The following is a 12624-nucleotide window of genomic DNA, read 5'->3' as shown; positions in this document are numbered from 1 at the left end:
GTGGACCTGACGCACGAGTTCACGGTTCCGACCTCGGTCGAGGAGACCTGGAACAGCTTCCTGGACATCGGCTCGCTCGCCGAGTGCTTCCCTGGAGCCCAGGTCACCTCGGCCGAGGGCGACACCTTCACCGGCACGGTGAAGGTCAAGCTCGGCCCGATCTCCATGGTCTACGCCGGCTCCGGCACCTTCGTCGAGAAGGACGAGGCCGCCCGCCGCCTGGTCGTCGAGGCCAAGGGGCGCGACAAGCGCGGCAACGGCACCGCCGGCGCCAACGCGACCCTGACGATGGCCGCGGAGGGCACCGGCACGAAGGTCGAGATCGTCACCGATCTCGCCGTCACCGGCAAGCCCGCCCAGTTCGGGCGCGGGGTGATGCAGGACGTCTCCGACAAGCTTCTCGGCCAGTTCGTCGCCTGCCTGGAGCAGAAGTCCGCCCCACCGTCGGTCGAGCCCGCGAGCGAAGCGAGCGGTGTCGAGACCAACACAGCCCCGTCGAGCGCCGGAGGGGACCGTGTTGGTCTCACTGAGCCTGATTCGGCGGGGCCTTCGCCTAGCGGCTCCGGCGGCTCGACCAGCGGGGCGCCCGAGGCGCTCGACCTCGGCGCCACGGTCGTACCGGTGCTGATCAAGAACTACGGCAAGAAGATCGCCGTCGGGGTAGCTGTGATCGCGGCGGCGGTGGTCGTCTACAGGCTCCTGCGAGGTTGAACCCGTCGCGCAAACCGGATACCACCCGCGCAACGTGGATAGCGAGGGCCGTTCGACCTCTCTAGCGTTTCCATGACGCAGATCCCGCTGCGAGAGGAAACAGAAAAGTGAAGATCGCGGTCATCGGTGCCGGGTTCGCAGGCGTTGCCTCGGCCAAGGTGCTCACCGAGCTCGGTCATGACGTCACCGTCTACGAGAAGGCCCCGGATGTCGGCGGCGTCTGGAGCCGGACCCGTCGTTACCCGGGCCTGACGACTCAGAACAACAAGGACTCCTACACGCTCTCGGACCTGAGGATGCCGAAGGTGTTCCCGGAGTGGCTCAGTGGCGAGCAGGTGCAGAGCTACCTCGAGATGTACGTCGAGAAGTTCGAGCTCGCCCCGATGATCAGACTCTCCACCGAGGTGCGGAGCGCCCAGCCGGCTGGAGGGGGCGGCTGGGACATCACCATCGCAGGGGCCGACGGCGAGACGACCGAGCACCACGACCATCTGGTCGTGGCCAGCGGCGTCTTCTCGGAGCCGTTCGCCCCTGCGTACGACGGGGTCGACGAGCTGGAGGCAGCCGGCGGCCGGATCCTCGCGGCGAGCGAGCTGCACGACCTGGAGACCGTCAACGGCAAGCACGTCGTGGTCGTCGGCTACGGGAAGTCGGCCTGCGACGTGGCCGTCGAGATCGCCAAGGAGGCGGCCTCGACCACCGTGGTCGCGCGCCAGCTGCTGTGGAAGATGCCCCGCAAGATCAAGGGCGTCCTCAACTACAAGATGCTGCTGCTCACGCGCCTGGGGGAGGGGCTGTTCCCCTACCAGAGCATCCGCGGGGCCGAGAAGGCGCTGCACGCGGGTGGCTCGAAGATGGCCGGATCGATGGTCGGCAGCGTCGAGTCGGTCACCACCAGCCAGCTCAAGCTGAAGAAGCTCGGGCTGGTGCCCAAGGGCCCGTTCACCGACATCGCCCGCTCGACGGTCTCGCTGGCCACCGAGGGCTTCTTCGAGGGCGTCGAGGCCGGGGACATCGCCGTCGAGCGCGACACCGAGATCGCCGCCTTCGTGACGAAGGAGGGCAAGCCGTACGCCGAGCTCGCCAACGGGCGCGCGGTGCCCGCCGACGTCGTGGTGACCGCGACCGGGTTCAAGCAGGAGCTCCCGTTCTTCTCCGAGGAGATCCAGGACCAGCTCACCGACGACAACGGCGACTACCAGCTCTACCGTCAGATCCTCCCGCTGAGCGTGAAGGACCTGACCTTCGCCGGCTACAACTCCTCGTTCTTCTCGCCGCTCTCGGCCGAGATGAGCGCCGTCTGGATCGGCTCGCACCTCGGTGGCGGCCACGATGTTCCGCCGGCGGAGGAGATGGAGGCCCACGTCACCGCGCGGCTGGCCTGGATGCGGGAGCGCACCGACGGCCACCACGCCCGCGGCACCAACATCATTCCGTTCTCGATGCACAACATCGACGAGGTTCTCGGTGACGTCGGCATCGACGTCAGCAAGCGGGTCAAGGCAGTGCAGTGGCTGCTACCGATCGACCCGAAGGCGTACGCCTCCATCACTCCCAGACTCGTGGAGAAGCTGGCAGCGAGGAGCTAGTACGGCGAGATGCCGGTGCTGGGTGGGGCCGGCATCTCGTTTCGGGACCGGGCCAGGACCTGGGCTGGGACCTTAGACAGTGATTGCGCCGTGTTCGCGTTGACGCGGCGCTGGCTCCGCTACGCTCTTCCGTCAATCGAGCACGCTCCAGGAGCCTCCCTTGCCCCGTCCTCTGTTGGGTCGCCACACCGTTGTCGCCACCACTGACGTGGACCAGGCCAGAGAAGCCGTAGCCGAACGATTCTGTGCCCATTACCTGGCGCTGACCAAGGCCGGTTCCCACCTCGACATGGTGCACAACGCCGCGCCGCTGGGCGAGGACGTGATGCTCAACTACATGCGCTACGGCGACGAGGTGCGGATCACTCCCGGCACCTTCGATGACTTCTACCTGATCCAGCTCCCGCTGGCCGGCACCGCCAAGGTCAAGGTGGGGGAGCAGGTCGTCCTCGCCGACCGCACCCGCGCCTCGATCGGCTCGCCGACCGAACCGGTCGACATGCTCTGGTCCGACGGCTGCGAGAAGCTGCAGGTCTACATCCGGCGCAGCGCCGTCGAGGAGGCGGCCGCGGGCATCGGCGGCTCCGGGCCGGTGGTCTTCGATCCCAGCCTCGACCTCGGCCGGCCCGAGGTGCGCGACTGGCTGAAGATGGTGCGGCTGGCCTACGACAACGTCGAGGCCGGTGGCTCACTGCTGAGCTCTCCGCTGGTGGCCGCGCCGTACGAGCAGGCGCTCATCGGCGGGCTGCTCACGATCCAGGCCAACACCTCCCTCGAGATCGTCTCCGAGACCGGATCTCCCACCATCTCCCGGGCCGTACGCATGGCCGTGGACCTCCTCGAGGCCCACCCCGAGCGCCCCTGGAAGGTCGCCGAGCTCGCCCAGAAGGTCGGCGTCTCCACCCGCACGCTGCAGGAGGCCTTCCAGCGCGACCTCGACACCACCCCGCTGGAGTACTGGCGGCGTACGCGGCTGGACCGGGCCTACACCGACCTGCTCGCCGCCGACGCGACCGCCACCTCGGTCACCGAGGTCGCCGCCCAGTGGGGCTTCTTCCACCTCGGCCGGTTCTCCCAGGCGTACCGGGCGCAGTTCCAGGAGCTGCCGTCTCAGACGCTCATGCGCTGAGCCTCACCACTGAGCCTCACCACTGGGGCTCGTCGCTGAACCCGCCGTAGTCGTCCAGGTCGGCGTCGTCGCGGCGGTAGTCCTCGCCGTCGCCGTTGCGTCGGTCGAGCTTGTCTTCCTTCTCGTCCTGGTTCTGCGGCTCCTCGGGCGGGTCTTCCTGCTCCTCGGGCTTGATCGGCACCTTCGGGGTCAGCTTCTCCTTCAGGCGCTCCTCGACGGACTCGCCCTGCTGGGACTGCTCGGGGCCCTGGCCGGCGTCGGTGGGGCAGTCGCCCTCCTTCAACGTGGCCAGTGCCTCCTCGTACGCCGCCTTCGCGCCGGGCTGATCGCCGGCGTCCCGGGCGCGGTCGCCGATCGCCTCCTGGGTCAGCGACATGTTGATGCGTACGGTGCACTCGTGGTCCTCGGGCACGCGCTCCAACGCCTCGCCGTAGTAGGCGACCGCGCGGGCGTTCTCGCCGAGCAGGAAGGCGGCGTTGCCGGCGTCGAAGTGGGCGATCCACGGCTGCAGGAAGTTGAGGTCGCGGTTGGCGGAGTAGTGCTCCATCGCGGTCGCGGCGTCGCGTACGTCCCAGGCGTCCCGGCCACCGCGGTCGTGGTGGTCCATCAGGATCACCTTCCCCAGGAAGGCCAGACCGATCACCACCGGCACGATCCCGGCGAGCAGCAGCGCGCGCCGCACCTGCTCGCGAGGAGTGCGTAGCGGTTGCGGCTCGGTCGAGTCGACAGGCGTCTCGGTAAGCGTCACGACAGCACCTCCTCGGCCTCGTGCGCGCGGCGACGATGGCCCCACAGCTCCCACAGCAAGAGTGCCAGGAGCGGGAAGCCGAAGAGCCAGGCCCGGGACGTCTCGCCGCCGGCGGAGGTCTCCTCGGTGAGCATCTCGGAGTCCCAGGTCGAGGCCTCCGTGGTGATCTCCTTGGTCTCCTTCGTCGTGCGGTGAAGGGTCTGAAGACCCATCTGACCTGCGATCTCGCGCAGGTTGGCCAGGTCGATCCGGGAGCGGGCGTCCTGGCCGTCGCCGTCCTTGAGGTAGCCGTCCTGGGGACGTTCGTCGTCCCAGGGCATCCGGCCGCCCTCTTCGGTGCCGTAGCCGAGCACCATGCCACCGGCCGAGAGGTCGTCGACCTCGGCGAACGACTGCTGGTCGACGCCCTCGCGGGTGTTCTCGCCGTCGGAGGCGAACACCACGATCCGGCGCCGCTCGGGAAAGCGCTCCTGGTCACGCTCCAGGGCATCGATCATCTGGTCGCGCGGAGCGTCGACCATCGAACCGGACCCGTCGAAGGCCCGCTCGGCGTAGAGCCCGTCGACCCAGGCGTTGAAGGCGGTGGTGTCATAGGTGAACGGCATCTCGGTGCGGACGACCTCGCCACCGAAGGTGATCGCGCCGAACCGCACCGAGGGCAGAGCCGACGAGAGCGCCTTGAGGTCCTTCTTGAGCTGTGTCATCCGGGCCTCGCCGCCGGGTGCGTCCTCGGCGACCATCGACCGTGTCCTGTCGACCACGACGAGGACATCGAGGTCGGCCGTACGCATCTCCGCCGGTGCCGCGCCCCAGCTCGGCCGCACCAGGACGACGACCGTGAGCAGGACGATCAGCACGCGGCGTACGAGCGTGAGGATCTGCCACCCCCTGGCGCTCATCGACCCACCTCGCTCGGTGGCCGGGTCTGTGCGGGCAACGAGCCTCCCGGCGGCGTCGGTCGCGGCGACGGGCCCGGGGACAGCCGGCCGGATCGGACCAGGGCGTAGACCCACCCGGCGATCAGCATGAGGACCCCGAGGACGATCGTCGCGATCGGCCAGCCGGGAGCGTCGCGGATCTGGTACTTCGGGGGCTCGACGACCTCGTCGGCCGAGAGCCGGTCGATCCCGGCCAGGATCGACTCGATCGAGCCGTCGTCACCGAGCAGCGAGAATGTGCCGCCGGTGTCGGTCATCGCCTTGTCGAAGGTGGCGCGCTTGTCCTCCTGGAAGCTGAGGTCGGCGGAGCCGATGCCGTAGAGCTGGACGTCGCGCTCCTTGGCGAACTCGGTGGCCTCGGGCAGCGTGTAGACCGGAGGCCCGCCCTGCGGGTCGTTGTCGGAGGCGACGATGACCGCCCGGCCGCGCTCGGAGTTGGACAGGTCGAAGCGCTTGACGCAGGAGACGATCCCGTCGCTGATCAGGCTCGCCCGCTCCTTGCCGAGGTAGGTGCCGGCGACGTACTCCTGGTCGCCGAGGGCGAAGGCCCGGCCGGCCCGCGCCAGCTCGTCCTGCACCCAGCCGTAGTCGTCGGTGAGCGGGAAGACGGTGACCGCGGCGTCGCTCCACAGCACCAGGCTGACCCGCTCGCCGTTGAGGCCGGCGACGAGCTGGGAGTAGGCCTGGGTGACCTGGGTGTCCTCGTCGAACATCGAGGTCGAGGCGTCGAGGCAGAGCACGATGTCGCGGGTGGAGTAGCGGTTCTGGGTGATGTCGGTTGCCTGCGGCCGGGCGATCAGCCAGATGCACCCGATCACCGCGAGCGCGATCCCCGCGGTCTGCCACCAGGACAGCCACCGCTGCTGGGTCGCGAGCTCGCGGAACCGGGGGAGCCGCTTGAGTCGCTCGGTGTGGGCGACGAGCACCGCGTCGGCCGGGCGGCGATGCACCCGGGCGGCGAACACGACGATCGCGGCGATCGCGGCGATGGTGAGGACCAGCACGATCGCGGCGAGTACGGGCCATCTCAGGTCCATGTCGTCACCACCTGACGGGCCCGGCTCAGCGCCTCGGGGAAGCGCTCGGAAGCCTTGCCCTCCTCCTCGGAGGCGAAGGCGGGCGGGTACATCACCTCGACGGCCATCGCCAGCGGGCGCGTGCGGGGGTCGCTGCGTACGGTCGCCTTCAGATCGGCGAGGACCATCTTGTCGGCCGGGATCTGGCTGACCTCGGCGACGTAGTCGCGCACGGTGCGGCTCAGGTGCTGGTGGCCGACCCGCGCCGGTACGTCGCCGCGGTGCACCGCCCGCTCGATCCGGTCGATCTCGGCCAGGTGCTCGGCACGGAGGTCACGAGGCTCGGGCACCCAGGGCGTCTCGATCTCGACGACCGGCCGGCGCTTGCGGGTCAGCAGGATGACCGCCAGGTAGTAGAGCGCCACCACGGCCAGCAGCGCGAGCGCGAGCACCAGCCACCAGCCCGAGTGGGCCAGCGGCTGCTGGAACTCCTCGGGGACGCTACCGGCGCGCATGGCGGTGCCTCTCCAGGAGATGGAAGACCGCGCCGATGGCGGTGGCGTCGTCCTGGACCCGCTGGTAGGCGATGCCCAGGCGGTCCAGGGTGCCGCGCAGGCCGTGCTCCTCGGCAGCTGCCAGCTCGGCGTACTGGGCCTGGAGGACCGCGTCGCCGGTGAGCCATCCCGGCAGGGCGGAGACGGTGTCGATGTCGACCGTCGGGGCGCCGCCTGCCACGGCGGTGGTGGGGTCGAGGTCGTCGATGCCGGCGACCAGGACCTCGTGCTGGACGGTGAGGCGGCGCAGGACCGCGGCCATCTCGTCACTGACCGAGTGTTCGTCGGTGACCACGAGCAGGATCGCCCGGCGGCGTACGTTGGTGGCGATGTGGCGCAGGACGGCGACGATGTCGGCCTCGGCGGAATCGGGGGTGATCGCCTCGTGGGCCTGCCCGAGCGCCCGCTCGAGCGCGATCTCGGTGTCCGCGGCCTTGGTGAGCTTCTGGGTCTCCGAGTCGCCGTAGGCGACCGCGACCTTGTCGCCGTGGCGTACGCCCAGCCAGCCGACCAGGCCGGCGGTGAAGATCGCCAGCTCGCGCTTGGTCGTGGTGCCGGTCGCCTGGGCCGCCATGCTCCGGCCGGTGGAGATCGCCAGCAGCACCAGATGCTGGCGCTCGGCGGTGAACCGCTTGACCAGCAGGCTCCGAGACCGGGCCGTCGCCTTCCAGTCGATGTCCTTGACGTCGTCGCCCGGGACGTACTCCCTCAGGTCGTGGAAGTCCATGCTGCGCCCGGTCTGCACGCTGGCGTACTCCCCGTCGAGCAGGCCCAGGACCTTGCGGTGGGCATGGATCATCAACCGCGTGCGGATCCGGGGAAGGTACGTCGCCATTCTGTGCCTGATTTCCTGGCGCCACTCAGGGGCTCGGGACAGCGCGGACCAGCGCGTCGACCAGCATCTCGGGCTGGACCTTCTCGGCCAGCGCCTCGAAGCTGAGGTGGAGCCGGTGGCGCAGGATGCTGTGGCGCAGCTCGCGCACGTCCTCGGGAGTCACGTAGGAGCGGCCGAGCAGCAGCGCCGCCGCGCGCGACGCCTGCAGGAACGCGATCGAGGCACGCGGGGACGCGCCGATCTCGACGTAGGAACCCGTCTCCGGCCCGAGGAGCTGGCGGGCGTTGCGGGTCGCCTGGACGAGGGCGACGATGTAGCGCTTGATCGCCGGGTCGACGTAGACGCGCTTGGTCAGCTCCTGGAGCCAGATCACGTCGTCGGGGTCGGCGACCGGACGGGTCACCTCGTGGTCGGGGCCGAGCGTGCCGGCCTCGATGCGCTCCAGGACGACGAGCTCCTCGGCGTCGCTGGGGTAGTTGACGATCTCCTTGAGCAGGAACCGGTCCATCTGCGCGTGCGGGAGGACGTAGGTGCCCTCCTCCTCGATCGGGTTCTGCGTGGCGAGCACCATGAACGGGCGTGGCAGCGGGTGGATGTGGCCCGCGATGCTCGTCTGGCGCTCCTGCATCGCCTCGAGCATGGCGCTCTGGGTCTTGGCGGAGCTTCGGTTGATCTCGTCGAGCAGCACGAAGTTGGCGTGCACCGGGCCGAGCTGGGTCTCGAACTCGTGGTTGCGCTGGTCGTAGACCTGGGTGCCGATGATGTCGCTCGGCAGCAGGTCGGGGGTGCATTGGATCCTGGAGAACTGCGCCTTGACCGTCTGTGACAGCGTCGAGGCGGCCAGCGTCTTGGCCAGCCCGGGCACGCTCTCGAGCAGCACGTGCCCCTCGGAGAGGAGCGCGATCAGCAGCGCCGTCCTGAGCCGCTCCTGGCCGACCACACGGCTGCTGAAGGCGGTGCTGACCCGCCCGACGATCTCCTTCGCCCTGGCGATCTCCTCAGCGGACGGCGGGGCGATGGGTGGTGCGGTGGTGGTCAAGGCGGCTCCAGGGGCGTCGGCTGTCGGTCCCATCCTTTCCTACCAGCGTACGGAACGCATCTGGGACCCACCTCGGGACGGTTGAGATCGGCACTCGGCGGGCTTCTCGGTACGGGGCCGGTACGGGTTCGAGGCGAGCGCCGGATCGACCACGATGGGCCGAAAGATTCCCTCAGAAAGGTTCACCGTGCCCCACCTCTCCACCCGGCTACGAGTCCTGCTCGTGGCCTTCGCCCTCGTTACCGGCCTCGGGCCGATCGGCGTCGCCGTCGCAACGAAGCCGGTTCCCGCCGAAGCAGGCTCGATCCGGATCGACATCGCGGCGATGCAGTCGGCCACCGACTCCTTGCGGTCCCAGCGGAACTACCTCGCCGCACACCGCACCTGGAGGGCGTGGTCGCCGCGGCTCTCGAGCGTGAGCAGCCAGTTCGACTCGATCGAGGGCCAGCTGATGGGGCGGGCGAGGACCGCCGTGGCGACGTACGAGGCGGCCTTCCTGACTCGCGCGAGAAATCGCAGCTACGTCAGTGCGGTCAGGGTCCTCGACACGTTCATCAGCAGGATGAATGCCGCGATCGACAGCTACTACCGCGGCGAAGGGTTCAGCATGCGTCCCTTCGGCTGATCCCGGTTGAACCTCAGAAGACGTTGCGGGGGCGGAACTGGACCGAGATCCGGGGGCCGGCGGAGGAGACCTTGGGGATGGCGTGCTCCCAGGTGCGCTGGCAGGAGCCGCCCATGACGACGAGGTCGCCGTGGCCCATCTGGATGCTCATCCCCTTGCCGCCTCCGTGGGGGCGTAGCGCGAGGCGGCGGGGGTCGCCGACGGAGACGATCGCGACCATCGTGTCGTTGGTGCGGCCCCGGCCGATCTTGTCGCCGTGCCAGGCGACCGAGTCGTGGCCGTTGCGGTAGTAGCAGCAGCCCGCGGTCACGAACGGCTCGCCCAGCTCGGGCAGGTAGTGGGCGGTGAGGCGGCCGCGGGCCTCGGCGAGACGGGGGTGGGGGAGCGGGTCGCCCTGCAGATAGGTGTGCAGGAGCCGAGGCACGTCGACGACGCGGTCGTACATCTGCCGGCGCTCCTCGTGCCAGGGGACGTCGCTGACCAGCGCGGCGAAGACGTCATCGGGATCGGGCAGCCAGCCGCGGGCGATGTCCACCCAGGCTCCGCGGTCCAGATGGATCCGCTCGTAGGTCGTCTCGGTGGTCTCGTCGTCTGTCGGGGCGAAGAGTGTTCCCTGGAAGTCCACCCCGCCACCATACCTCGCGATCGAACACGTGTTCTAGTGAAATCGGGACATTGTCGTTTCGTTGCGGTTGATCTGCCTCATCTCGTTGCAATGTCACAACTTGACCAAACTCGGGACGTACGCGAGGTGTACACCTACGCTCTGGTCATGGTCCGGTCGGTCGAGGGAGAGCGGTCGCTCAAGCACGTCCAGATCCGTGAGTACGTCAGGGAGCTGGTCATCGGCGAAAGTCCTGGTGCCTCCGCGCCCTCCGAGCGCGAGCTGGTCCAGAAGTTCAGCGTCGCCCGGGCCACCGTGCGGCAGGCGCTCGACGCGCTCGTCGCCGACGGTCTGCTGGTCCGGATCCCGGGCCGGGGCACCTTCGTGGCGCGCCCGCCGCGGGCGGCGAGCCCGGTGCTCGGGTTCAGCGAGGAGATGGCTCGCCGGGGGATGCAGGCGTCGTCCGAGACCCTGCTGCTCGGCCGGGAGAAGGCCGGGCCCACCATCGCCCGCGCGCTCGGCATCAAGGAAGGTGCGGCCGTCATCCACTGGCGGCGTCTGCGCCGCGGGGACGGGGTGCCGATCTGCATCGAGGACGTCTACCTCGACGAGGCGATCGTGCCCGGGATGCTCGAGCGCACCGCGCCGACCAGTCTCTACGCCGAGCTGGCCAGCCGCCAGATGCGGCCGTCGTGGGTCGATGACACCTTCCGTGCCGATGTGGCCAACATCGAGGAGGCCACCCTGCTCGGCCTCTCGGTGGGCGTCCCCGTGCTCCGCAGGCAGCGGAAGTCGGTCGCGGGGGACCGCTACGTCGAGGTGTGCCGCTCGGTCTACCGTGCCGACCGTTATGCGCTGCACCTGCAGCTCGGTCCGTCCTGAGTCAGAGGTCGCCCAACGGAGCGACCACGTCACCGCTCTCCTCGCAGACCCAGATCGGGTCCGGACCTCCCAGGTCGGGAGTGATGTGGAGCGAGTGCACCGGCGACTCGGGCGGACACGTGGTGCACACCGGCCAGCGCGCGGAGGCCTCGCCGTCGAAGAGCAGGTCTTGGACGTCCTGGGCGACCAGGCCGGCGACGTACGCCTTGCCCTCCGGCCATTGCTCGACCCACCAGCCGCGCTCGGTCATCGCGTCCTCGAGAGCGGAGACGGCTGCCGCACCGGCGAGTCCGCGGGCATCGAGGTCATGGAGCACCCTCGCCCGAGCCTCGAACAGCACTGTCGTGTTCATCAGGATCCATTCTTGCCGACCGGTCAAGGCTGTGGGGTCAGGGTGGCACCCAAGAACGAACACGGTAAGAATGGCCCGTGATCCTCATCGACCCGCCGAACGTACCCAGTCGCGGCCGGATGTGGTCTCACCTCGCCAGCGACACCTCCTACGAGGAGCTGCACGCCTTCGCGAGCCGGATGGGCATCCCGGCCCGAGGCTTCGACCGGGACCATTACGACGTACCCGCCGAGGTCTACGACGAGATGGTCGCCGCGGGTGCCGTCGAGGTCACCTCTCGGGTCTTGGTCGCTGCTCTCCTCGCCGCCGGCCTTCGCCGCCGCAAACCTCGTTAGGCGGGTGACTTCTCGCCCGGCGGGAGTGACGCCTCGGCGGGGGTGGACATCCGTCGGGTGGTGAGCCAGATGGCCGCCGCGATGAGCAGGCCGAGGCCGCCGCCGAGGACGAAGCCGCCCTGCCAGCCGATCAGGTCGATGGCGAACCCGGCGGTGGGGGCGCCGACGGCGCTGCCGAGGGTGATGGCCGAGCCGTGCCAGCCCATCACCTCGCCGCGTACGTTCGCGGGGACGCTGCTGGTGATCGCCTCGAGCGCGGCGGTCAGGGTCGGTGCGCAGAAGAAGCCGCTGAGCAGGAGCAGGACGGTGAAGGAGATCGGGTCCCAGGCGAACGCGGTCAGCACCGTCGTCGCGCCCAGCAGGACGAGCATCACCGCGGTGGAGGGGTGGCTGTTGAGGGCGCCGTAGATGAGTGCGCCGAGCAGCGAGCCGAGCGCCCAGATCGCCATGACGATCCCGAGCAGGGCGGTGCGGTCGAAGTCGCGCATCGCGGCCACGGTGCCGAGGTCCTCGGCGATGAGGATGAGCGAGGCGGTGAAGGTGCCGGCGAGCAGGAGCGTGACGCCCGGGTTCACCCAGGAGGGGAGCCCGAAGCGGCGCTTCGGGACTGCGGCGCTCGGGACAGCGTCGCTCGGGACGGTCGCCTCGCCCTCGGTGATCATCGGGTTGAACAGCCACAGCACGATCGCCGCGGCGATCCCGAGCCACTGGATCAGCAGCATCGCCCAGGCGGTGCCGAAGTAGCTGGCGCCGAGCACGCCGATCACCGGTCCGACCATGAAGCCCAGCTCGGTCATCATCGCGTCGGCGCTCAGCGCCGCGGTGCGCTTCCCGGGACCGACCGAGCGGATCATCACCTGGCGCACCACCGAGAAGGACGGGACCGTGAAGAGCCCGGCGACGGCGACCAGTGCGAGCAGCGGGAGGTAGCCGACCCAGGGAGCGATCGACCAGGCGATCGGGAGGACGGCCAGCGGCAGCAGGAGCGTACGCCGCAGGCCGAGGCGGTCGAGGAGCCGACCGAGCCAGGGCGCGGAGATCGCCATCGCGATCGCGAGCATCGTCGAGACCAGGCCGGCCTCGGCGTAGGAGCGGTCCAGCGGGCCGACCACGTGAAGGGTCACGATGACAGAGGACGCCGGCATCGGGATCCGCAGGAACAGACCCAGCACGAGGATGCGGCGAACGTCGGGAATCCGCCACAGGTCGGCGTACGTCTGGAAGCTCACCGACGAATTCTGTCACCGGTGAGCGGTTCTTTACGAAT

Annotated in this window: 15 protein-coding genes; 6 read left to right on the top strand and 9 right to left on the bottom strand. The window is 69.4% G+C overall.

All coding sequences use genetic code 11. The annotated features are described in order from the left end of the window. The 3 genes from ABZY89_RS02600 to ABZY89_RS02590 all read left to right on the top strand — a co-directional run bounded on the left by ABZY89_RS02600 (position 1) and on the right by ABZY89_RS02590 (position 3429). Positions 1-711 carry an SRPBCC family protein gene (locus ABZY89_RS02600; RefSeq protein ID WP_355224383.1) on the top strand — a complete coding sequence of 237 codons (711 nt, stop codon included), beginning with the start codon at positions 1-3 and terminating at the stop codon, positions 709-711. 107 nt (positions 712-818) lie between these two features. Continuing rightward, positions 819-2300, top strand: a complete 1482-nt coding sequence (locus ABZY89_RS02595) for an NAD(P)/FAD-dependent oxidoreductase (RefSeq protein WP_355224381.1) — start codon at positions 819-821, stop codon at positions 2298-2300. A gap of 160 nt (positions 2301-2460) precedes the next feature. Continuing rightward, entirely contained in the window at positions 2461-3429 is a 969-nt protein-coding gene (locus ABZY89_RS02590; RefSeq protein WP_355224379.1) for an AraC family transcriptional regulator, read from the top strand. A gap of 16 nt (positions 3430-3445) precedes the next feature. On the opposite strand, the gene ABZY89_RS02585 is transcribed toward ABZY89_RS02590, so the two are convergent. The 6 genes from ABZY89_RS02585 to ABZY89_RS02560 are packed head-to-tail and all read right to left on the bottom strand — an operon-like array spanning position 3446 to position 8559. After that, positions 3446-4177, bottom strand: a complete 732-nt coding sequence (locus ABZY89_RS02585; protein ID WP_355224377.1) for a tetratricopeptide repeat protein — start codon at positions 4175-4177, stop codon at positions 3446-3448. Then, on the bottom strand, positions 4174-5076 hold the full coding sequence (locus ABZY89_RS02580) for a VWA domain-containing protein (protein WP_355224376.1): 903 nt from the start codon (positions 5074-5076) through the stop codon (positions 4174-4176). Before ABZY89_RS02580 ends, ABZY89_RS02585 begins: the two co-directional genes overlap by 4 nt. Next, on the bottom strand, positions 5073-6152 hold the full coding sequence (locus ABZY89_RS02575; protein ID WP_355224374.1) for a VWA domain-containing protein: 1080 nt from the start codon (positions 6150-6152) through the stop codon (positions 5073-5075). The genes ABZY89_RS02580 and ABZY89_RS02575 overlap by 4 nt, the downstream gene beginning before the upstream one ends. Beyond that, complete coding sequence (locus ABZY89_RS02570) at positions 6143-6646, bottom strand: hypothetical protein (RefSeq protein WP_355224373.1); 504 nt, start codon at positions 6644-6646, stop codon at positions 6143-6145. Before ABZY89_RS02570 ends, ABZY89_RS02575 begins: the two co-directional genes overlap by 10 nt. Beyond that, positions 6633-7520 (bottom strand): DUF58 domain-containing protein, encoded by an 888-nt coding sequence (locus ABZY89_RS02565; protein ID WP_355224371.1) that lies wholly within the window; start codon positions 7518-7520, stop codon positions 6633-6635. The genes ABZY89_RS02570 and ABZY89_RS02565 overlap by 14 nt, the downstream gene beginning before the upstream one ends. Positions 7521-7545: 25 nt before the next feature. Further along, positions 7546-8559, bottom strand: coding sequence for a MoxR family ATPase (locus ABZY89_RS02560; protein WP_355021236.1), 1014 nt, complete (start codon positions 8557-8559; stop codon positions 7546-7548). Between the two features lie 187 nt (positions 8560-8746). On the opposite strand from ABZY89_RS02560, the gene ABZY89_RS02555 reads away from it, so the two are divergent. Further along, positions 8747-9184, top strand: coding sequence for a hypothetical protein (locus ABZY89_RS02555; protein WP_355224370.1), 438 nt, complete (start codon positions 8747-8749; stop codon positions 9182-9184). Positions 9185-9197: 13 nt separating this feature from the next. Here ABZY89_RS02555 and ABZY89_RS02550 read toward each other — a convergent pair whose 3' ends face one another. Then, positions 9198-9809, bottom strand: coding sequence for an alpha-ketoglutarate-dependent dioxygenase AlkB (locus ABZY89_RS02550; protein WP_355224368.1), 612 nt, complete (start codon positions 9807-9809; stop codon positions 9198-9200). Positions 9810-9899: 90 nt separating this feature from the next. Between ABZY89_RS02550 and ABZY89_RS02545 the strand changes: the two genes are divergently transcribed. After that, complete coding sequence (locus ABZY89_RS02545) at positions 9900-10670, top strand: GntR family transcriptional regulator (RefSeq protein WP_355224366.1); 771 nt, start codon at positions 9900-9902, stop codon at positions 10668-10670. Between the two features lies 1 nt (position 10671). Here ABZY89_RS02545 and ABZY89_RS02540 read toward each other — a convergent pair whose 3' ends face one another. Continuing rightward, positions 10672-11022 carry a hypothetical protein gene (locus tag ABZY89_RS02540; protein ID WP_160026922.1) on the bottom strand — a complete coding sequence of 117 codons (351 nt, stop codon included), beginning with the start codon at positions 11020-11022 and terminating at the stop codon, positions 10672-10674. Positions 11023-11099: 77 nt separating this feature from the next. On the opposite strand from ABZY89_RS02540, the gene ABZY89_RS02535 reads away from it, so the two are divergent. Then, positions 11100-11357 carry a DUF4031 domain-containing protein gene (locus ABZY89_RS02535; protein ID WP_355224364.1) on the top strand — a complete coding sequence of 86 codons (258 nt, stop codon included), beginning with the start codon at positions 11100-11102 and terminating at the stop codon, positions 11355-11357. On the opposite strand, the gene ABZY89_RS02530 is transcribed toward ABZY89_RS02535, so the two are convergent. Beyond that, on the bottom strand, positions 11354-12586 hold the full coding sequence (locus ABZY89_RS02530) for an MFS transporter (protein ID WP_355224363.1): 1233 nt from the start codon (positions 12584-12586) through the stop codon (positions 11354-11356). The two genes, ABZY89_RS02535 and ABZY89_RS02530, sit on opposite strands and share 4 nt — an antisense overlap. Positions 12587-12624: the final 38 nt, after the last annotated feature.

This window comes from Nocardioides sp. NPDC006303, assembly GCF_040613175.1.
Taxonomy (GTDB): domain Bacteria; phylum Actinomycetota; class Actinomycetes; order Propionibacteriales; family Nocardioidaceae; genus Nocardioides.
Note: the sequence above shows the minus strand (reverse complement) of the source record. Positions and strands in the feature narration are given on the sequence as shown.